This is a genomic window from Metabacillus sp. SLBN-84 (assembly GCF_053629595.1).
Genome location: NZ_JBRJIP010000001.1, coordinates 1,088,344 through 1,108,822, shown reverse-complemented (window position 1 = coordinate 1,108,822; position 20,479 = coordinate 1,088,344). Strand labels below are relative to the sequence as shown.

The following is a 20,479-nucleotide window of genomic DNA, read 5'->3' as shown; positions in this document are numbered from 1 at the left end:
TTGAAAAAAGAGCTGCTCCGGACTAAACCGGAACAGCTCTTTTTTGATTCAGCTTCATCACACAAAGGATGACAAGCGCAATGAGGGACATTGTTCCAAAGAACAAATACACATGAAGAATCGAATACCCTTCAAGGATAAGGCCCCCGAAAAACGTGCAAAACCAGTTTCCAAGCCCGTTCCCAACAGATGAATACAGAGAAATCGCCGTAGCCCCAACAGATACAGGAGCAAGCTCTCTCACATACTGAAGGGCAGCAGGTATGAACAATCCAACAGAAAAGCCCTGTGCAATCGTTGTGGCATACACAACCCCAAGAGGCGGTTCAAAGAAATACAGAAACCATCTGAGACATGAAATGCATGTTGCCATAACCAGGATGTTCATCATGCCGAGGCGCCTGATCCAGCTGCTTGCAAACTTCATAAACGGGGCTTCACTGCCCGCCGCAAGCAAAAATGCAATGCCGATTCCGGTCAGCCCGCCGCCAAGGTCAGCGACAAAAATGCCGAAATAAATATTATTGGCAAGAATAGGGCCAAGAACAAGAAATGCGATAAATAGAAACAGAAAATACCTCGGCACATTCGCAAGTTCTTTTATGCCGTCACGGATGCTGATCTGCATCGTTCTGCTTTCATTCGGCAGCTGCGCCGCAAAGAAAATGGCAAGAAACAGCACGAGTGCAAAGGAATAAAAAATCACGTGAAGAGAATAGCGTTCAGACAGCTGGCCAACAGCCATTACAGCAACTGCAAAGCCCACAGCTCCCCACAGCCTGATTGAACCGTATTCCGTTTTGGTCTTGTGGACATAATTCATTGAGATGCTGTCGGATAAAGGAATGAGGGCACTCTGAACAACAGCAAGCAGCAGAGCAATCACAATCAGCGAGAAATAGCCGTCAAGAAGTGAGAATACAATCCCAAACAGTCCGGCAAGCGTCAAAGCGACGGTCAGTAAAACAGTCGGTTTCTGCGTGATGTCACTTAAAATCCCCCACAGCGGCTGAACTAAAATCATAACAACCGGGCTGATGCTCATAATGATTCCAATCTGGCTTCCTGAAAGTCCTACACTGTCCTTTAAATAAACTGGCAATAAAGGAAACAGAGATCCAATGGCAAAAAACATGAGAAAATAAAACGAACAGAACGAAACCCGCGTCATGCGGTGTTCTCTTTGAAGAGTGTAATCCAAACCAGCAGCCTTCTTTCCCCACCTGTCATTTCGATTGCTAAAAACCGCTCCCTGGAAAGAGAGCGGCTAAAAGCTTCTTCAAACATCCTACCACATGAAAAGCGTTTCGTTAATCTTATTTTGCCAGTTCATAAATGGCCTGAGCATAAATGGCCGTTGCCTTCAGAAGATCGTCGATGATCACGTATTCATCCTTTTGATGAGCTACATCCGGTCTTCCCGGAAACATAGGGCCGAAAGCTACACCTGCTTTAAGCGACCGCGCATATGTTCCTCCGCCGATGGCAATCAGTTCAGGCTTCTCCCCTGTCTGCTCCTCGTAAACCTTTTTAAGCTTTTGAATGAGTTCATGCTCTGCTTCCACATAATGCGGTTTTGAGTCGCTGAAGGATGTAAGGTGAAAATCAGTGATGGATTTGAGTCCTTCCTGAATCCTTTCCGAATCTGCTGTAACAGGGTAGCGGATGTTTACCCCAAGCTCTCCGCCTTCTTTGCTGTCATATGACATGATGCCGAGATTGACTGTCAATTCTCCGCTAACTTCGTCTTCACACTGAATGCCGATTTTCTCTCCTCTTGTATCATTGCTGAAAAAGGCGGTCATTTGCTTCAAAAAGACCTTTCCATTATGATCAAGCTCAGCTTCAGCAAGGAAAAGCCCAAGCAATAGCCCTGCGTTTTTGCCTGTATGCGGAAGGCTTCCGTGAGCGGAAATCCCTTCAGCGGTTAATTTGAGGGTGCCATTCTCCTCTGAAACACTGCCTTTTATCTCGTACTGGGACAGGTAGCTGCTGTATTTTTCGGCAAGGGCTTTTGCATCATCTGTCTGAACGATTGCTTCAGCGAAATCCGGCACCATATTAAAACGTCTTCCTGACTTGAAAGAAAGGAGCTTTGGTCCATTTTTGCTGATGCTCGCTTTATCAAAATGGAACGAAAGCTTTGCATCAATAATACCCTTTTCGGCATTTATGATTGGAAAATCTGCATCTGGAGCAAAACCGAGGGAAGGCATTTCTTCATGTTTGAAATAGTGCTCCACACAGCCCCAGTCACTTTCTTCATCGGTTCCAAGAATCATCCGCACCCGCTTGTTCAGCGGAAGCCCGAGATCCTTTACAATTTTCATGGCATAATAAGCTGCCATTGTCGGGCCTTTATCATCAATCGCCCCGCGCGCGTAAATTTTTCCGTCGCGGATTTCTGCTCCAAATGGATCGCTGCTCCATCCGTCCCCTTCAGGTACAACATCGACATGGCAGAGTATGCCTACAATTTCATCTCCCTGTCCCATTTCAAGGTGTCCGGCGTAGCCATCGAGGTTTTTAGCCGTAAACCCGTCTTTTTCTCCCTTTTGGAGCATGTGAGTTAATGCTTTATGTATACCTTTTCCAAATGGAGCGCCTTCTGTTTTTGATTTCTCATCCAGCACGCTCTTAATCCGCAAAAATTCCTGAGTATCTTCGGTAAATTGATCTTTTCTTGTCAGTACTTCCTGCATCCAATCCATTTGCATACCTCTTTTCATGATCATTTTCATCGTACCTCTACTTAGTTAAGATACCAAAGGATGCAAACATAAGAAAGCGCTCCACGGAGAAACTAAGCTTAAACAAAAAACAAAAACTCTTGCAAATCTACCTAAAAACGAATAATATAATAAATGTTTTGCAAAAACGTTCGTTTATCAAGTGCACTCATCACTCATTCTGCTTCTGCTGCCGATAGACAGCGCAGAAAAAAAGCAGATGCCAATTATTCAACAGCGGTCCCTGCTTTCAAGGGACCTTTCTCATGACAGCAGCTGATGGCTGCCTGAAAGACTACACATTGGAGGCTTACTATGTTTAAACTGAAAGAACATCAAACAACGGTACGCACAGAAACACTTGCAGGGATCACAACCTTCCTGACGATGGTTTACATCGTGGTTGTAAACCCGATTATCCTTGCAGATGCAGGCGTTCCATTTGACCAGGTATTTACAGCCACCATCATCGCGGCAATTGTCGGAACGCTGTGGATGGCTCTTGCTGCAAATTACCCGATTGCGATTGCACCCGGAATGGGTCTGAACGCTTACTTCGCCTACTCGGTTGTCGGCGGCCACCAGGTCAGCTACCAGGTTGCCTTTGCCTCTGTTTTTGTGGCGGGCATCATTTTCCTGATCTTATCGCTGACACCGTTCCGCAAAAAACTGATTGAAGCCATCCCGGCTAACCTGAAATACGGCATCACAGCGGGAATCGGTCTGTTTATCGCCTTTATCGGCCTCAGACTGACAGGCATTGTAACAGACCATCCTGAAAACCTTGTGACGCTTGGTGATCTATCTTCACCACCTGTTATCCTTGCTCTGATCGGGCTTGCAGTTTCCCTGCTCCTTATGAGCCTGAACGTTCATGGCGCCCTGTTCTTCGGGATGATCATTACTGGAATTATTGCCTATTTTACCGGAGAACTTTCATTTGAAAATGGTTTTGTCTCTGTACCGAGCCTGCCTGAAGGATTTATGGTCCTGAACCCGGCAGATGCCATTGGACAGGTGATTTCAAATGGTCTTTACGCCGTTGTTTTCTCTTTCCTTTTGGTTACGATCTTTGATACAACCGGCACGATGATCGGCGTTGCCCAGCAGGCCGGTCTCATGAAGGGTAATGAACTGCCGAATGCACGCAAAGCGCTGCTAGCCGACTCTGCTGCAACGACTGTAGGAGCTATGTTCGGCACAAGTCCGACGACTGCCTACATCGAATCCTCTGCAGGCGTTGCCGCCGGAGGACGAACAGGACTCACTACATTAACTGTTGCCGTGCTGTTCGGGCTTACCGCCTTTTTCAGCCCGCTTGTAGGAGCCGTTTCAGGCATAGCAGCCATCACAGCCCCTGCCCTGATTATCGTAGGAAGCTTAATGATGGGCAACATTGCGAAAATTAACTGGAACGAACTTGACGAAGCTTTCCCGGCCTTCCTTGTCATTATTGCAATGCCGCTCACTTCAAGTATTGCAACAGGCATAGCGCTGGGCTTCATCTCTTATCCGCTTATGAAAATAGCAAAAGGAAAATGGAAAGAGGTTCACCTGTTTGTTTATATCTTTGCCGTTCTGTTCTTTATTCAGCTCGTGTTCCTCGGCGGACATTAAAAGCCGCTCATAAAACACTTTAAAAGCATCCATACTAGATATGGGTGCTTTTTTATACGCATAAAAATGTCATACTATTCAGAATTAATTACATATAGTAAAATAAGAAATATAGAACAAATCAGTGTGTAACAAGATTAAAACTATGTAAAAATTTTGTTAATTCTAGCTTTTCGCTGGTATGATGATGTCGAAATCGTGTAAAATATTGTTGTAGCGTTCATAAACTAAATTAGTACAGTAACATCTGCAGTAGGGGACATCGTAGGTTGCAGTAGGCTATGCCATACGATCAAATGATAAGGAGTGGTTTTTTGAAACCTTCAACAAACCGTATGCTAACTCGTATCAAATCTGTCTACATGTTTATCCATGAAAGAGGTACTGTTACAACTCAGCAGCTTGTTGACGAATTTGGTATTACACCCAGAACCATTCAAAGAGATTTAAATGTGTTAGCGTATAATGACCTGGTTCGGAGCCCAAGCAGAGGCAAATGGACAATTACACAGAAGAAGGTTAGAAAAATGTCTTCCTAGAAAGCCATTTATTCCGGAAAAAAATGTTAAACTTGCATACATAAGAAAACCAGTCTGCCCTTTTGGCGACTGGTTTTTTTCTTGTCATTTTACAGCTCTATGGCCTGTGCATTCCTCAGAGCTTCCACTTCTTCGTCCGTCAGCTCTCTGTATTCTCCGAGTTCAAGACTCTCATCCAGATGAAGCGGGCCCATGCTGATGCGCTGCAGATAGGCTACTTTTTTGCCGACTGCCTCAAACATCCGTTTTACTTGATGGAATTTGCCTTCAGTGATTGTGATACGAATCTCTGACCGTTCTCCTGCTTCGATGATTTCAAGGCGGGCAGGCTTTGTGACATACCCGTCATCAAGCTCTACCCCTTCTTTGAAAGCAGACGCATCTTCTTCTGTCACATGTCCCTCAATTTTCGCATAGTACGTTTTTGGCACATGCTTTTTAGGAGAGAGCAGCTGATGCGAAAGCTGGCCGTCGTTTGTAAGGAGAAGAAGCCCCTCTGTGTCTTTATCCAGACGTCCCACAGGAAACGGCTTGTAGACGGCATCAATCATTTCCAGCAGATCAATAACCGTTTTCTGGACAGAGTCCTCTGTGGCCGACAGGAAGCCGGCCGGTTTGTTCAGCATCAGGTAAATGTGCTCTTTGTACTCAACTGTTTCACCGTGTACTGTCACGGCCTGAAGCGCTGGGTCAACATGTGTTTTGGCATCCTTGATGATCTTGCCGTCAGCCTTTACAGCACCTGTTTTCAGCAGCTGTTTTACTTCTTTTCTGCTTCCATAGCCTATGTTTGAAAGTAATTTATCGATTCTCATGGTACGACCTGCCTTTTGCGTTAAAGTATAGATTTGCGCAAATGCGGATTCTGGAAATATGCCGTTCCTCTCCGCTCCAGAAACTTGCTTTCCGCGGGGAGGGCCGGAAGCTTCCTCGCTGCGCTTGCGGGATCTTCCGTGCCCTCTTCATCCCTTAGAAAAGCGGAAGCGCCCGTTTTGCTCCGGCAGTCAGATAAGAAATCACCCGAAAAGTCCGGGTTTGACTTTTTGGGGGATTTTGTTCTGACAGAGGAGTTGGGCGCTGCAGCTGGACAAGGAGTCAAGTTCCTTCCGCTGCAATCCACTAGGTTTGCTTACAGTACGCTGTAAGCAGTCCTCTTTTTATCTTCTAGAGCTTTTAAAAAAGAAGGCTTATTCAGAAGCCTTCTTCTTGCGGTTTAAAAAGGAAAAACGGCCTCCGAGCAGCTTCTCAAGCAAGTGAGAGCGGTGCGCTGCGTACAGGTATGCTGCGGCTCCTAGACCGATTGTAATCAGCAGAATGATGACTGACTGCATTTTTCCATCAGAGTATTCAATAAAAATAGATAGAACGGATTGGGTGACTGATACGACCAGACCCATAAAAGCCGTCAGAATTCCGATAAAGACGGTGCGTTTGAACAGCAGTTTGAATGAATAGCCGGCGTGGCGGCGGATCATTGCAAAACTGTATAGAATGGATGCACCGAACCCAAGCGCAGTTGCGAGAATGGATCCTACTCCCTGGAATGCCTCAATGAGCGGAGCATTTACAGCAAGTTTAATGATCAGTCCAAGCGAAAGGGAAATTACAGCAAGCTTTTGCTTGTTGATTCCCTGAAGAACGGCCGCTGTTACGGTAAAGAAAGAAAACAGGAGCGCAACAGGAGCGAACCATCTCAGCAGGCCCGGGCCGTCCGGGTCGTTTTCATAGAAAAGCATATAGGCAGGCTCTGCAAGAATGACAAGGCCCACAATCGCAGGCAGTGTCAGAAAGATGATAATCTGAAAGGCCTGGTCAATCTGCTTGTTCACAAGCTTCATATTGTTATTTGTAAAGGACTTTGTAATCGTCGGTACAAGCGTCAATCCGAAGGCTGTAGCAAGTGATACGGGAATCATCACTAGTTTCGGAAGATATAAAGTCACGATTGAAAAAATACCGGTTGCTGTTTCTTTAAATCCGCCTTCAACCATCGCTTTAATGAACGTATTTGTGTCAATGTACGTATATAAAGGGATAGCAAGTCCAACAAAAACAAATGGCCCAGCGTATGAGAAAAGCTCTTTAAACATGCGTCCTGCAGGCATATTTTCAGCAGGAACCACATTCTCCCTCATCGCTTCAAGACCGCGTTTGCGGCGCTGCCAGTAGACAAACAGCACAAGCAGTCCTCCGATGGCTCCGACAAATGCAGCAAAGGTTGAATAGCCGACTGCCGTTACAAGCGAGCCGTCAAATACCTTCAAAACCAGGTAAGCTGACGCAAGCAGGAAGGCAATTCTGACAATCTGTTCAATGACCTGAGAAACTGCAGTTGGCCCCATCGACTGATGTCCCTGGAAAAATCCCCTGATCAGACTCATAATCGGCACGACAATTAAAGCGAGACTGACCATGCGGATGACAAGCACGGCGTCGTCAATCGTTGTATTGCCGATCTCTCTTTGTCCAAGCGAGCTTTCAGCCAAAACCGGCGCCAGGAAATAGAGAATAATAAACGCAAGCACTCCCGTTAAAAACATAACCGAGATGCCCACCCGGAACATTTTTCTGCTTGTTGCGTAATCTCCTATGGAATTATACTTTGATACAAATTTTGAAACCGCCTGGGGGAATCCCATGGTAGCTATGCCGAGGAAAACGGCATACTGCGCATATCCGATCTGGTACAAGGCCCCGCCGTCTTTTCCGACAAGCGCATAGAACGGGATAATGTAGATCATACCCAGAATTCTTGATATGTAAGTGCCAAGCGTTAATACGAGTGTTCCCCGCAATAATTTATTCGACATGAATGAAATCACCAATTTCTCTCTGAAGATTCAACTTTTCTATTTTAACACATTAGGCACCTATAACAAGAATGTTTGTGCATCACAAAAGCGGAAGCGCCAAGGCCCGCTCCGGCAGGCAGAAAAGAATCCGCCAAAAAAGTCCGGGTTTGACTTTTTTGGCGAATTTGTTCTGACAGAGGATCTAGGCGCTGGAGCTGGACGCTGATTACTTTATAAGGTTCGACAGCCTTATGTTCTTTATAACTCCATGAATAATAATAGGCGGATTTGGCATTTTACATGATTCCGCTATAATAGGGAGAGAAAAGTTTTTTTCAGAAAGAAAAGGTTGTGAAAGCATGAAGGTTGATGTAGTTATTATCGGAGGCGGTCCATCCGGCCTGATGGCAGCGATTGCTGCAGGTGAAAAAGGAGCACGCGTCCTCCTGCTCGATAAAGGAAATAAACTCGGCAGAAAGCTTGCGATTTCAGGTGGCGGCAGATGCAATGTCACGAACAGGCTCCCGGTTGATGAGATTGTTAAACATATTCCCGGAAACGGACGATTTTTATACAGCGCATTCTCAGAATTCAGCAATGAAGATATCATCCTCTTTTTTGAAAAGCTTGGCATTCAGCTGAAGGAAGAAGACCACGGCAGGATGTTTCCGGTCACAGACAAAGCTCAGTCTGTTGTCGATGCTCTTCTTAATGAACTTAAAAGGCTGCGTGTGACAATCCGGACAAACGAGCCTGTGGAAACGATCGAGTACGAGAACGGCAAGACCGCCGGAGTGCGGTTAAAAAACGGAGAGTATATTCAAACACAGGCGGTTGTGGTTGCTGTCGGGGGCAAAAGCGTTCCACATACCGGAAGCACAGGAGACGGGTATGCATGGGCTGAAAAAGCAGGGCATACCATTACAGAGCTTTTTCCGACAGAAGTTCCCGTAACATCCAATGAGCATTTCATTCAGGAAAAAACGCTGCAGGGCCTCTCACTCCGAAATGTTGCCCTGAGTGTTTTGAATCCTAAAGGCAAGGTCATTAAAACGCACCAGATGGACATGATCTTTACCCACTTCGGGATTTCCGGACCGGCAGTTCTCCGCTGCAGCCAATACGTCGTAAAAGCGATGAAAAAGTTTAAAACCACGGCTATCCCCGTGAGCATCGACTCGTTTCCTGAACGGAACCAGGAAGAGCTATTTCAGGAAACGGTAAAGCTCTTTAAGTCAGAACCTAAAAAGACCGTTAAGAACGTGCTCAAAGGATTCCTGACGGAAAGATACCTTCTGTTTCTGCTTGAGAAAAACGGAATAGACCCAAATCTGCCGGCAGCCAATCTGCAGATGGAAAAATGGCGCTCGTTCATCCAGGACTGCAAAGGATTTCAGTTCAACGTTCACGGAACGCTTTCTATCGACAAGGCGTTCGTAACAGGTGGCGGGGTTTCCGTTAAGGAGATCCATCCGAAAGAAATGGCATCAAAACTTATGGACGGTTTGTATTTTTGCGGAGAAATCCTTGATATCCACGGCTATACAGGAGGCTACAACATAACATCTGCTCTTGTAACAGGCAGGCTTGCCGGAAAAAATGCCGCACAATATGCAAAGGAAGCAGCTAGTTTATAGCGGCTTCCTTTTTTAGGTTCTGTATAATATCAGTGCTGAAAAACAATAAAGCTGCTCCCCGTTCTGATCGCAGGCTGCCGACACATTGTACTTGATGTCAACCAGCTGCTCATCTGAGATGGACCTCAAAAATTGATTGATTGCCTTCTCCAGATCTTTTTCGTGCTCTTTGTCAAAAACGGCCACCTTGTACATTTAGCACCATCCCATATCACAGCCTTCCGCGTATTGCTGCTGGAGCTCGCAGTTCCGTTCATACACGCGGTAAAACCTGTCCTCTTCCATCATGAATCCATTTACTAATTCATATTCCCGTCCATCAGAAGTTATGACAAGCTTTCCGATATACTCCTTTCCAATGTAAAGCTCCATAAATTCCCCGTGCAGCTTTGCGACAACGCGATTCGTTACATCAAGCTTGTGATAGTCAGACATATCACATCCCTCCTTAGTTGAAGTGTATTTTTGACGGCTGCTGTTTATGATAGCGTTTTCATTTTATAACGGAAGAATCATGTGTTTTATTAATTCGGACTGTTAGATTGCCGATTTGGATTGTTAGAGATGCGAATTGGACTGTTAGACTTCTGTTTTGGATTGTTAAAGGCATGATTTGGATTGTTAGAACTGTTATTCCGAATTCGGAACCGGGTAATAGCATGCAATCCGCGATGGACTGCAGCCAATACCGTTAAAAAGCATAAAAAAACCCTGCCGAAGCAGGGAGATATCTTGTTACGCCAATTCACTTTTGCGTTTTGTGTCGCCTTTCCAGTCAAGCATGCCGCCCGCCATATTCGTCACTTTGTAGCCTTTGTCCTCCATGAAGGAGCAGACGTTGCCGCTGCGTCCGCCTGACCGGCAGATGATGATGTATTCTTTGTCTTTATCAAATTGATCAAGCTTTTCAGGAATTTCTCCCATGCGGATATGTTTTGCTTCAGGAATCATCCCTTCTTCCACTTCATCGTCCTCGCGCACATCTACAAGGTTCAAAGTTTCTCCGCTTTTCAGTTTTTTATGTAATTCGTCTGTTGTCATTTCTCTCATTATAATCATCCTTTCTGTTTCAGATGGCTTTATTATACCAAAGCCTGTGTCTGACATACCACTTTCACAGAGGCATGAAAAAAGCAGGCGCCATGGCCTGCTTTTTCTCAGTTCGCTACAATATTTACAAGTTTTCCGGGAACGGCAATGATTTTGCGTATTGTTTTTCCGTCAACCTGTTCTTTCACGTCAACGTCTGAAAGAGCAAGCTCCTGCATTTCTTCGCGGGTTGCGTCTTTTGGAACGTGAAGTTTCGCTTTTACTTTCCCGTTTACCTGAACAACGATTTCCACTTCGTCCTCTACTAATTTGCCTTCGTCGTATGCAGGCCATGTTTCATAGGAGACTGTTCCTTCGTAGCCAAGCTTTTCCCATAATTCCTCTGCAAGGTGGGGCGCTACCGGTGAAAGCAATTTAACGAAGCCTTCCATATAAGACTTCGGAAGAACGGTTGCTTTGTACGCCTCATTAATGAAAACCATCAGCTGGGAGATCGCTGTGTTGAAGCGCAGCCCTTCGTAGTCCTCTGTTACTTTTTTAACGGTTTGATGATACACACGCTCTAAGCTGTCAGATGTGCTGTCTGTCACTTTTGCATTCAGAGCTCCGTTATCTTCGACGAACAAACGCCATACGCGGTCAAGGAATCGGCGAGCTCCGTCAAGTCCTTTTTCAGACCAGGCGATAGAAGCCTCAAGAGGTCCCATGAACATCTCGTAAAGGCGGAGTGTGTCAGCACCGTGGCTTGCAACGATATCATCCGGGTTGACAACATTGCCTTTGGATTTGCTCATTTTTTCGTTGTTTTCCCCGAGGATCATTCCCTGGTTAAACAATTTCTGGAACGGCTCTTTTGTAGGAACAATGCCAAGGTCGTAAAGCACTTTGTGCCAGAAGCGCGCATACAGCAAATGAAGAACCGCATGTTCGGCACCGCCGATGTATGTGTCAACAGGCAGCCACTGCTTAATTTTTTCAGGATCTGCAAGGTGATCAGCGTTCTTTGGATCAATATAGCGCAGGTAGTACCAGCAGCTTCCGGCCCATTGCGGCATCGTGTTTGTTTCCCGTCTGCCTTTTTTGCCTGTTGCAGGGTCTGTTACGTTCACCCACTCTTCAATAACGGCAAGCGGAGATTCGCCTGTGCCTGAAGGGCGGATTTCTGTCGTCTTCGGCAGTGTCAGAGGAAGCTCTTCCTCAGGGACTGCTGACATTGTGCCGTCTTCCCAATGAATAATCGGAATCGGCTCACCCCAGTAGCGCTGGCGGGAGAACAGCCAGTCACGAAGACGGTAAGTCGTCTTTTTCTCGCCCTTCTTGTTTGTTTCTAGCCATGCAATCATGTTTTCGATGGCTTCTTCTTTATTTAAGCCGTTAAGGAAATCAGAGTTCACATGCTGGCCGTCGCCTGTATATGCTTCATTTTCAACATTGCCGCCTTCAACAACTTCTTTGATCGGCAGGTCGAACGTTTTTGCAAATTCATAGTCTCTCTCGTCGTGTGCGGGAACAGCCATAATAGCGCCAGTTCCGTAGCTTACAAGAACGTAGTCTGCAATCCAGATCGGCATTTTTTCGCCGTTTGCAGGGTTAACAGCAAAGGCCCCTGTGAATACACCTGTTTTTTCTTTCGCAAGATCTGTCCGCTCAAGGTCACTCTTGCTTTTTACTTTATCAAGATAAGCGGCTACAGCTTCCTTTTGGTCTTCTGTTGTAATTTTATCAACTAAAGCATGCTCGGGAGCAAGGACAGCATACGTTGCGCCAAAGAGCGTATCCGGACGTGTTGTGAAAACAGTAAAGGATTCTTCATGTCCGTCAACGTTAAACTGGACGTGCGCTCCTTCAGAGCGGCCGATCCAGTTGCGCTGCATTTCCTTGATGCTCTCCGGCCAGTCAACCTCTTCAAGGTCCTCAATCAAACGGTCTGCATATGCCGTAATTTTAAGCATCCATTGTTTCATCGGGCGGCGTTCTACAGGATGGCCTCCGCGCTCGCTTTTCCCGTCGATGATTTCCTCATTCGCAAGTACCGTTCCAAGTGCAGGACACCAGTTGACCGCTACCTCATCAACATAAGCAAGACCTTTTTTATATAACTGAAGGAAAATCCATTGTGTCCACTTGTAGTATTCAGGATCTGTCGTATTGATTTCACGGTCCCAGTCATATGAAAATCCGAGGCTTTGAATCTGGCGGCGGAATGTATCAATATTTTTGGCCGTGAACTCTGCAGGATCATTTCCAGTATCTAGCGCGTACTGCTCAGCAGGAAGACCGAATGCATCCCATCCCATCGGATGAAGGACGTTATATCCCTGCATGCGTTTTACGCGGGAAAGTATATCTGTTGCGGTAAAGCCTTCCGGATGTCCGACATGAAGGCCCGCTCCTGATGGATACGGAAACATGTCAAGTGCGTAAAATTTCGGCTTGCCGGCATCTTCCGTTGTTTTGAACGTTTTATTTTCAAGCCAGTAGTTCTGCCATTTCTTCTCGATTTTTTCGTGCTTGTAATTCATCATTATCCTCCTCTGATTGGTGCGCTGTTTCTACTAGTTTAGTTTGAACGGGTTTTGGATTGTTAAACGGAGAAAACAGAAAAAACCTCCCGTCCCCGAAAGGGACGAGAGGTTTATTTCCCGCGGTACCACCCAATTTAGCGCCATACGGCACTCACTTGATATCCGTAACGTGGATCACGACAGACATTACCGTGCAGGCTGCCCTGCAGTTCGCATCCGTAACTCAAAGGCGAGTTCGCAGGCATTGGATGATTGACTCTCACCGTCCGTCAATTCTCTGAGCATCCGCAGTCTGTTACTAATCCTTATCACCGTTCAAAATCATAAAGTTATACATGTATTTTATAGAATTTAAACCACGGTTGCAAGCTGTTCGCTATAAAAACTTCAGAAATGGGCAGGAATGCGGGAAAATCATGCTTTTAATAGAAGTGTAAGATGTTGAGAGATAAGGTGTGAGATGGTTTGGAGATTATTTCGCTTGGCGCTCATTGTCTTTTACAGGCTGTTCTATGCTGTCCTGCTGCTGTCTGACAAAGTCAAAACTCCGAAGTACGGCCTCCCCGCTGTAACCAGCGATAATAGAAAGCACGACAAGCTGAAATGAGGATGAAGGTTCTGTAGATAAAACGAGCAGGATCGATGCGGTCGTGCCCATTGCGATATCCTCCCAGAAACCGAGGTAGATAAAACGCTTGGTCATTCTTGGCTTTTCCATCCTTCCTTTCTTTTTAACATGTCCAAGCAGTCCCATTAACCCCCCAATCAATGACGCTACAAGTACAGTCTGCAGCATAAGATCACCTTCCTAAAGCCGTAATAAATTCGGCACGCGACTTCAGGTACAAGATATAAAGCTTCTCTTTGCTTGTACAAATCAATAAAACCAGAGGCTTGTTTTACTTCCATTATATGTGAATAGCGATGGAACAATCTTGATTAAATAGAAGGAATTTTCAGTAAACTTTCATTCGTACTATTTCACTAGACCGAACACTTTTTCGGTCCGGCGCCTAAGTGATTAGTACCATGCATTTCTGGAGAGTACGCCTCTTTATTTTCCTCCCTCTTCCAAATACTTGTCCATTTGACCGAAAAAAGCACACCTTTATTCATTTAAAAGGTGTGCCATCTGTTATCACGCACTCACTGCGGGTGCAGCATGCTTCTCTTTGATTTTCTTATCGTAAACGGATGTCGTAAACATGGCGATAAACAGCAAGCCAATCAGAACAGTAAACAGCATGTTCATGCCATAAAAATCAACCAGTACGCCTCCAAGCAGCGGACCGATCATTCTTCCGCCTGTAGCTGTACTGTTGACGAAGCCCTGATAAAATCCTTCACGGCCTTTTGGAGCAAGATCATTCGCGATGGTCGGAACCGCCGGCCATACAAGCATTTCCCCGATGGTCAAGATAATCATGGCTGTCATAAATCCTTTGAAATCCCCTGCAAAGGATACCATGACAAAGGAGAAAATAAAGATGCAAAAGCCGATCATCATCTGCTTTTTAATCGATTTGGCCGCATATTTTACAAATGTATTCACAAGCGGCTGGCCGAAAACAATCAATGCCCCGTTTACCGTCCAGATCAAACTGTATTGGGTAAGCGGAATGCTCAGCTCCTGAGTGTGAGCAGCAATCGTTGACTGCCACTGAACATACGCGACCCAGCACAGCAAATAGCCGGAGCACAGGATAATAAGTGCTGTAAATTTATCCCGGTTCTGCAGTTTGGATGACTCCTGCAGGATGGATGACTGAGCCGAGGGAGCTGACGCAATCTTTCGATAACCGAAACATGCAAGCAAGAAAAAAACAGCATACAGTGCTGCATTTGCAATAAAGATCAGCTGAAACGAATACCCTGCAATCAGTCCGCCAAGCGCGGCCCCAATCGCAACACCCGCATTCTGCGAAACATAAATCGCGTTAAACGCTTTTCGCCCGCCTTCGGGCCAAACCGTTCCGGCAAGTGCATACATCGATGGAAACACAATTCCGGAACCAAAACCGACAAGTGTCAAAAAGACAATATACCAAGGCCAGTCATTGAAGAAAACAAGACCTAAAATAGCCGTGAACGTAAGCACAATCCCGCTCAAGATGGAACGGTAGCCACCGTACCGGTCAAAAAGAACCCCGCCAATCAGGTTGCCCGCTACACTTGCAGCAGAATTCAGCATCAGGACAATCCCGGCAACTGTCAGCGATTTACCAAGATGATCATGAATGTAGATCGTATTTAAAGGCCACAGAAACGAAGAACCTGTTACGTTAATCAGCATTCCTATTACAAGCAGCCATAAAGAACGCGGCATCTCAAAAACCTCCTTAAAAAACTCACAAAAAAGCACGAAGGCAAGAACTGCCTTCGCGTTTTTTTAAATCCATAGAAGATTGTAGTCCTTTTATCCGGAGATTGCAACCGGGAAATACCGGCTGATTCGGCCTGTCTGGAGCTGATCAGGCTTCGCTTTTAATAGACAGATATATCTTCTTCTGTATCAAATGTTATTTTACCGCTGGATTGTTTGTTTTTTGCAGTCATGTCCGCGGAACCCCGGTATCCCTTTTCGAAATAGCCGACAATCGTTTCCTCTAGCTGTTTTCCGCTTTTGTCCTTGTACAGAAGCTTCATTGAGCTCTCACTGAACCTTTCACGGGGGACAATTTTTACCTGATAGGTTTCTTTCGGTTCCAGTGATGGGATCACAATTTTTTCTTTATTATAAAAATAGCTGATCTCCATTTCATCCAGCTGATGTTCAGATTGATTTGTGATTGTTATGGTGATTGCGCTGCTGAACATGCCTTTTACAGGCAGTACGAATAAAACCATCAGCAGCAGAGCAATCATCAAATTGACAAGCCATCTTTTCACGAGCGCCCCTCCTACTGTTACATTCTGGAAAAAGCGATACTTCTCTTACAGTTCTCTTCTCAAAGCGGAGAGCACATTGATATTCGTCGCCTTCACGGCCGGACGCAATCCTGAAATCAAGGCCACTCCAAGACTGATGCCGCCAGCAATCAGGACAAGGCTGAGCGGGATATAGGAGAACGTAAAGTCCACACCTTCCATGCTTCCCTCAGAAACAGCTTCAAGCACGAGCGGGATGGCAAAGTTCGCAGCAAAGCTGACAGCGTAGGCAATAATGACACCGAGCAATGCCCCCAGCAGACCGATAAACGCACTTTCAAGAAGAAAGATTCTGCGAATCACGCCAGGCTGCGCCCCGATCGCCTTCATGATCCCGATCTCCTGTGTACGTTCAGTCACCGCCATTGTCATCGTATTGAAAATACCGATTGATGCAATCAGAACGGCTACAGTTCCGACAAAAATCAGTCCCACTTTAAAGGCATTAAAGAATAAGTTCATATTTTCAAGCTCTTCTGTTATTGAGTACACTAAGTAACCCTTATCCTTCAGGGAATCTGTCACGCCTTTAACATCTTCAATGCTTGCCGTATAAACCTTGATTTCATTATATTCCTGCGGCTCAACTTCATCTGACGAATCTGCTTTTGCGGCAAATGTGTGCATATCTTCTTTCCACACATCACTGATGTAGATATTGAAATCATCCATATAGTCTCTTGCAGGAGCTTCTGTAATTCCGGAGATCGTAAACGTCCAGCTTTTCGTTTCCGATTTGCCTTCAATCTGCTCGGTTTGTGTCAGGACAATCTCTTTACCGATCAGTTCGCCCTGATAGCCTTCCGGTTCTTCTGCAGCCGTCTCTGGATTCTCAGCCTGCTCATCGCGCTTCGTTCTCTCCGCATCAGTCAGAAGCGAATTTGCAAAATGATGGCCGACAATGATTTCACGGTCATTTTCCGGCGCTTTTCCTGAATCAAGCTTCAAATTTGCCTTAAATTCACTTTCCATATTTGTAAGCAGCAGACTCGCGTAATCGGATGTTCTGTCACCAAGCTTTGCATCCGTTTGTCCTGTCTGGGTAGCATAGGACCTTCTGACGACGGCTGCCACATTCTTTGTATCCTCGAGTTCTTTAATTTGTTCATCATTTCCCTGCTCAAAGCCCGCGTCCGTTTCCTTCCCGCTGATTTGAATTTCATTCAGCTTTTGAGCGCTCAACAGCTCCTCCTGCATGCTTTTTTGCATGCCGAATCCGACTGATGCCAGTACAATCAGAAACGCACAGCCGATAGTAGTCGCAAGCACGGTCATGAAAACCCTCATCCTGTTTTTCTTCATATTTCTTCTGACAAGGCTGAGCTGATCTCTAAATTTCAACAGGAACACCCTCTTCCTTCAATACGCCGTCCTGCAGAACAAATCTTCTGTCGCTGAATGCTGCAACTTCTTCATCGTGAGTGATGATGAAAAACGTGATGCCTTTTTCTGAGTTCAGCTCTTTGATGAGATCAAGAATTTCTTTTTCTGTCTCACTGTCCAGACTTCCTGTCGGTTCATCAGCCAGAATGATTTCCGGATTTGTAATCAGGGCGCGTCCAATTCCAACGCGCTGCTGCTGTCCCCCTGAAAGCTCATTCGGATAATGGCCTGAATGATTTTCAAGGCCGATTCTGTCAAGCATTTCGGTTACCTTCGTTTTTCTTTCAGAGGAAGGAACGCCCTTCAATGTTAATGGCAGTTCAATGTTTTCAAACGTCGTCAGACTCGGGATGAGCTGAAAACTTTGAAAGATGAAGCCAAACGTATTAAGCCTGAAGGCTGCCCATTCTTTTTCACTGAACCCGGTCACCTCTGTGCCGCCGACTGAAATGGTGCCGGCCGTCGGTGAAATATAACCTGAAACCAAGTTCAAAAGCGTTGATTTCCCGGAACCGCTTCGTCCGACGATTGAAGCAATTTCTCCCTTTTGAATAGAAAGCGACACATTTTTCAAAACGGGTATTTCTTTTTCGCTTCCTTTTTTTCCAACCTTAAACGAATGACTTAATCCATCAACTTTTATCATGTTTTCCTCTCCTAGGAGTGCTTTGTTTTTTTATAAATAAGGAAGTAGCCGAGCAGCAGACTTACGGCTGCTCCGGCGGCTGCTCCTGTTGCAAGTCCTGTCATGCCGTTAGCTGACATATGGTATCCCATCGAGCTGAACCCCAGCACTCCGAGCACGAACACCAGCAACAGGACAGGCAGATTGAGCTGTTTCCATAAAAAGAAATTGCCGTTCCTTTCATTCGGATGATGCAGGAATGCAACCAGTCCGACTGTAAAAAATATGACACCCATAGATGCCTGAATCAAAAAGTAAAGGGGCATCCCATCCGTTATTTCCTTGTAAAAAGTCCAGCTCATCATTGGGAGAAACGGTGTCATAAGACATCCCGCATTAATGAATTTCTCCATTTCTACATAGGAGTATAATCCAAGGCCTTCTACATGATTAAAGAGAACAAATGTAAACAGAAACGGCAGCGAGCCGGTGCTCAGAGCCGTCAGCCCCTGCGCGAAAGGAGTTCCCGTAAGCGAGCCTGCTGCAAAGGTCAGGCAGTAAACCATCACCAGGCAGAAAAACAATTCCAAATAATAATCCATTAACGGTTCAGACAGCACCACTCCTGCCGTCTCTGTGTAGATTCCTGACAGTACCAGCGAAATCAGTGATGAAAGCAGGATTGCAATAAGAACAGAAGCAGATTTCACAAGGTAAATTTCTGAACGTTTAAACGGCAGACCAAGTGTATAATCCATAGTCCCTCTGGCTCTTTCTGTTCCCATTTGCGCGATTGCGATAAAAAACAGGAAAACAGACGATAAAATCAGGAGCAAATCGTCTCCTAACGGGTAAACAAACGAAGCGGACGACATTTCCGGATACTCTTTCAGCATATTTTGGTGGCCCGTGTATTCGGACCAGATTCTATATGGAAGGAAAAAGGCATTCAGAATGAAAAATAAGACAAGCAGGACCCTGATCTGCCTGAACTCTTTTAGAAATAAGGCACGCACTACCATCTCCGGTCCCCCCCAAACTTTGCAATAAATACTTCCTCTAAGTTAACCGGGAGCGTATTCCAAACTTTAGGACCGAGGGATTGGAGACGCTTCAACTTATCTTCATCCTTTTTTTCCAGAAGCATCGTGTAAAAAATACCGGAGTGGTCAAGAATCGGAACACCCATTTCTCTAATCTTTAAGTGCAGGTCATTTTCAAAAACCGCCTGTATTTTCACAAAATCCTCCCTGAGCGATTCAAGGTCCATCACATTGGACAAAGTATGGCCATCCAGAAAACCGATTTTACTGCAGATCCTTTCAATATCCTCAAGCCTGTGGGATGTAATCATAATGGCGGTTTCTCTTTCCCCCACTTCATCTACCATAAGCTGAAGGAGATCTCTCCTTGTGACAGCATCAATCCCGTCAGTCGGTTCATCCAGCAGAATCACTGCAGGTCTTGAAGCAAAAGCCATAATGAGAGCAAACTGTTTTTTCAGTCCCGTTGATAAATCCCTGTATTTTTTTGTTTCAGGTATGCCGTAGCGGTTCATCAGCTCGTTCGCATAGGTGACATCAAAATCCGGATACAGGGATTTCAGCATCCCGGTCAGTTCTTTATATGTATATCTATCATAAAATGGGTTTTGGACAGGTACATAAATGACCTTTCTTTTAGCAAGCGGCTGTTTCTTTATGGAGGCATTTTCAAACAAAACCTCTCCCTCATCCGGCAGCACTATCTGTTGAATAATCCTCAAAAGCGTAGTCTTCCCCGAGCCGTTTCTGCCGAGAAGCCCAAAGATATCGCCTTTTTCAATCGTGAGCGATACGTCCTGCAGCACCCTTGCTCCATCGAGCGATTTTGAGAGATTTTTCAGTTCAAGCATGGTCTCCGCCTCTCATTTCTCTGCTGATTTCCTCAATCCATTTATAAATGACTTCAATGTCAATTCCCGCATAAACGGCATCTACAATCAGCGGCTTCAATTGTTCTTTGATCATCTCCATCTTCCCTTCATCAAGCGTTACTCCCGCATTTTCAGAGACAAACGTTCCCCTGCCCCTTAACGTTTCAATAATTCCTTCACGTTCAAGCTCTTTATACGCTTTGCTTACGGTATTAGGGTTTGCAATAATCATGGTTGAAAGCTCGCGCACAGACGGGAGCTTTTCACCGGGCTTAAGAATCCCTTTTAGGCAGAGCTCTTTCATCTGCTGAATGATCTGTTCATAAATCGCTTTTGAGCTGCGCGGATCAATTTGAATCATCGGTCTCCCTTCTTCCTATCGTGAAATGGTTCTGTACTATGTGTATTACTTTTAGTAGTACACTTAATACAATAATGATTTTTGAAATTATTGTCAATGGTTTTTTGGGGGATATTGGGACTTTTTTGAGTTTGAGGTCTCAATACGCGGGATTTCATTTTTGATGGCACTTATCTCGGAGTTTAGAACCATCAAGACGCAGGATTCCATTTTTGATGGCACTTATCCCGGAGTTCAGTACCATTAAGATCCGGGATTCTCTTTTTGATGGCACTTATCTCGGAATTCAGAACCATCAACACGCGTGTTTCCTTTTTTGATGGCACTTATCTTGGAGTTTAGAACCATCAAACCGCGTGTTTCCTTTTTTGATGGCAC

General features: G+C 45.4%; 19 protein-coding genes and 1 other annotated feature. Of the genes, 3 read left to right on the top strand and 16 right to left on the bottom strand.

Annotated elements, in window-relative coordinates; translation table 11 throughout:
- Window positions 1-22: 22 nt before the first annotated feature.
- Both RKD52_RS05450 and pepV read right to left on the bottom strand, forming a co-directional pair.
- The gene (locus RKD52_RS05450; RefSeq protein ID WP_454098961.1) at window positions 23-1,201 is read right to left on the bottom strand and encodes an MFS transporter; all 1,179 of its coding nucleotides are present in this window, start codon (window positions 1,199-1,201) and stop codon (window positions 23-25) included.
- A 115-nt stretch (window positions 1,202-1,316) separates the two neighbouring features.
- Entirely contained in the window at window positions 1,317-2,711 is a 1,395-nt protein-coding gene (gene pepV, locus RKD52_RS05445) for a dipeptidase PepV (protein ID WP_454098960.1), read from the bottom strand.
- 333 nt (window positions 2,712-3,044) lie between these two features.
- On the opposite strand from pepV, the gene RKD52_RS05440 reads away from it, so the two are divergent.
- Window positions 3,045-4,346 (top strand): NCS2 family permease, encoded by a 1,302-nt coding sequence (locus tag RKD52_RS05440; RefSeq protein WP_454098959.1) that lies wholly within the window; start codon window positions 3,045-3,047, stop codon window positions 4,344-4,346.
- 314 nt (window positions 4,347-4,660) lie between these two features.
- Window positions 4,661-4,885: a DeoR family transcriptional regulator gene (locus tag RKD52_RS05435; RefSeq protein WP_029278908.1), complete on the top strand. Its 225-nt coding sequence runs from the start codon at window positions 4,661-4,663 to the stop codon at window positions 4,883-4,885.
- Between the two features lie 89 nt (window positions 4,886-4,974).
- On the opposite strand, the gene RKD52_RS05430 is transcribed toward RKD52_RS05435, so the two are convergent.
- Entirely contained in the window at window positions 4,975-5,700 is a 726-nt protein-coding gene (locus tag RKD52_RS05430; protein WP_454098958.1) for a pseudouridine synthase, read from the bottom strand.
- Window positions 5,701-6,072: 372 nt separating this feature from the next.
- Window positions 6,073-7,695, bottom strand: a complete 1,623-nt coding sequence (locus tag RKD52_RS05425) for a putative polysaccharide biosynthesis protein (protein WP_454098957.1) — start codon at window positions 7,693-7,695, stop codon at window positions 6,073-6,075.
- 341 nt (window positions 7,696-8,036) lie between these two features.
- On the opposite strand from RKD52_RS05425, the gene RKD52_RS05420 reads away from it, so the two are divergent.
- A complete protein-coding gene (locus tag RKD52_RS05420) occupies window positions 8,037-9,314 on the top strand; it encodes an NAD(P)/FAD-dependent oxidoreductase (protein ID WP_454098956.1) in 1,278 nt (425 codons plus the stop codon).
- 12 nt (window positions 9,315-9,326) lie between these two features.
- Here RKD52_RS05420 and RKD52_RS05415 read toward each other — a convergent pair whose 3' ends face one another.
- The 12 genes from RKD52_RS05415 to RKD52_RS05360 all read right to left on the bottom strand — a co-directional run bounded on the left by RKD52_RS05415 (window position 9,327) and on the right by RKD52_RS05360 (window position 20,101).
- Window positions 9,327-9,509 (bottom strand): sporulation protein Cse60, encoded by a 183-nt coding sequence (locus tag RKD52_RS05415; RefSeq protein ID WP_454098955.1) that lies wholly within the window; start codon window positions 9,507-9,509, stop codon window positions 9,327-9,329.
- Complete coding sequence (locus RKD52_RS05410) at window positions 9,510-9,749, bottom strand: DUF2553 family protein (RefSeq protein WP_454098954.1); 240 nt, start codon at window positions 9,747-9,749, stop codon at window positions 9,510-9,512.
- 300 nt (window positions 9,750-10,049) lie between these two features.
- Window positions 10,050-10,364, bottom strand: coding sequence for a rhodanese-like domain-containing protein (locus RKD52_RS05405; protein WP_454098953.1), 315 nt, complete (start codon window positions 10,362-10,364; stop codon window positions 10,050-10,052).
- Window positions 10,365-10,471: 107 nt separating this feature from the next.
- Window positions 10,472-12,886 carry a leucine--tRNA ligase gene (gene leuS / locus RKD52_RS05400; RefSeq protein WP_454098952.1) on the bottom strand — a complete coding sequence of 805 codons (2,415 nt, stop codon included), beginning with the start codon at window positions 12,884-12,886 and terminating at the stop codon, window positions 10,472-10,474.
- A gap of 97 nt (window positions 12,887-12,983) precedes the next feature.
- Window positions 12,984-13,210, bottom strand: a binding site (T-box leader).
- Window positions 13,211-13,361: 151 nt separating this feature from the next.
- Entirely contained in the window at window positions 13,362-13,685 is a 324-nt protein-coding gene (locus RKD52_RS05395) for a DUF4257 domain-containing protein (RefSeq protein WP_369734562.1), read from the bottom strand.
- Window positions 13,686-14,027: 342 nt separating this feature from the next.
- Window positions 14,028-15,215, bottom strand: a complete 1,188-nt coding sequence (locus RKD52_RS05390) for an MDR family MFS transporter (protein WP_454098951.1) — start codon at window positions 15,213-15,215, stop codon at window positions 14,028-14,030.
- Window positions 15,216-15,373: 158 nt separating this feature from the next.
- Window positions 15,374-15,778, bottom strand: a complete 405-nt coding sequence (locus RKD52_RS05385; RefSeq protein WP_454098950.1) for a hypothetical protein — start codon at window positions 15,776-15,778, stop codon at window positions 15,374-15,376.
- 45 nt (window positions 15,779-15,823) lie between these two features.
- Window positions 15,824-17,167, bottom strand: a complete 1,344-nt coding sequence (locus tag RKD52_RS05380) for an ABC transporter permease (RefSeq protein WP_454098949.1) — start codon at window positions 17,165-17,167, stop codon at window positions 15,824-15,826.
- Window positions 17,148-17,846, bottom strand: coding sequence for an ABC transporter ATP-binding protein (locus RKD52_RS05375; protein WP_454098948.1), 699 nt, complete (start codon window positions 17,844-17,846; stop codon window positions 17,148-17,150). The genes RKD52_RS05380 and RKD52_RS05375 overlap by 20 nt, the downstream gene beginning before the upstream one ends.
- An 11-nt stretch (window positions 17,847-17,857) precedes the next feature.
- On the bottom strand, window positions 17,858-18,847 hold the full coding sequence (locus RKD52_RS05370) for a hypothetical protein (RefSeq protein ID WP_454098947.1): 990 nt from the start codon (window positions 18,845-18,847) through the stop codon (window positions 17,858-17,860).
- Window positions 18,841-19,719 carry an ABC transporter ATP-binding protein gene (locus RKD52_RS05365; RefSeq protein ID WP_454098946.1) on the bottom strand — a complete coding sequence of 293 codons (879 nt, stop codon included), beginning with the start codon at window positions 19,717-19,719 and terminating at the stop codon, window positions 18,841-18,843. Before RKD52_RS05365 ends, RKD52_RS05370 begins: the two co-directional genes overlap by 7 nt.
- Window positions 19,712-20,101 carry a GntR family transcriptional regulator gene (locus RKD52_RS05360; RefSeq protein WP_454098945.1) on the bottom strand — a complete coding sequence of 130 codons (390 nt, stop codon included), beginning with the start codon at window positions 20,099-20,101 and terminating at the stop codon, window positions 19,712-19,714. The genes RKD52_RS05365 and RKD52_RS05360 overlap by 8 nt, the downstream gene beginning before the upstream one ends.
- Window positions 20,102-20,479: the final 378 nt, after the last annotated feature.

Coding starts and splice junctions, on each gene's coding strand:
- RKD52_RS05375 (WP_454098948.1), bottom strand. CDS start 17,846: ATGATAAAAGTTGATGGATTAAGTCATTCGTTTAAGGTTGGAAAAAAA.
- RKD52_RS05420 (WP_454098956.1), top strand. CDS start 8,037: ATGAAGGTTGATGTAGTTATTATCGGAGGCGGTCCATCCGGCCTGATG.
- leuS (WP_454098952.1), bottom strand. CDS start 12,886: ATGAATTACAAGCACGAAAAAATCGAGAAGAAATGGCAGAACTACTGG.
- pepV (WP_454098960.1), bottom strand. CDS start 2,711: ATGGATTGGATGCAGGAAGTACTGACAAGAAAAGATCAATTTACCGAA.
- RKD52_RS05440 (WP_454098959.1), top strand. CDS start 3,045: ATGTTTAAACTGAAAGAACATCAAACAACGGTACGCACAGAAACACTT.
- RKD52_RS05425 (WP_454098957.1), bottom strand. CDS start 7,695: ATGTCGAATAAATTATTGCGGGGAACACTCGTATTAACGCTTGGCACT.
- RKD52_RS05430 (WP_454098958.1), bottom strand. CDS start 5,700: ATGAGAATCGATAAATTACTTTCAAACATAGGCTATGGAAGCAGAAAA.
- RKD52_RS05365 (WP_454098946.1), bottom strand. CDS start 19,719: ATGCTTGAACTGAAAAATCTCTCAAAATCGCTCGATGGAGCAAGGGTG.
- RKD52_RS05395 (WP_369734562.1), bottom strand. CDS start 13,685: ATGCTGCAGACTGTACTTGTAGCGTCATTGATTGGGGGGTTAATGGGA.
- RKD52_RS05410 (WP_454098954.1), bottom strand. CDS start 9,749: ATGTCTGACTATCACAAGCTTGATGTAACGAATCGCGTTGTCGCAAAG.
- RKD52_RS05370 (WP_454098947.1), bottom strand. CDS start 18,847: ATGGTAGTGCGTGCCTTATTTCTAAAAGAGTTCAGGCAGATCAGGGTC.
- RKD52_RS05360 (WP_454098945.1), bottom strand. CDS start 20,101: ATGATTCAAATTGATCCGCGCAGCTCAAAAGCGATTTATGAACAGATC.
- RKD52_RS05390 (WP_454098951.1), bottom strand. CDS start 15,215: ATGCCGCGTTCTTTATGGCTGCTTGTAATAGGAATGCTGATTAACGTA.
- RKD52_RS05415 (WP_454098955.1), bottom strand. CDS start 9,509: ATGTACAAGGTGGCCGTTTTTGACAAAGAGCACGAAAAAGATCTGGAG.
- RKD52_RS05405 (WP_454098953.1), bottom strand. CDS start 10,364: ATGAGAGAAATGACAACAGACGAATTACATAAAAAACTGAAAAGCGGA.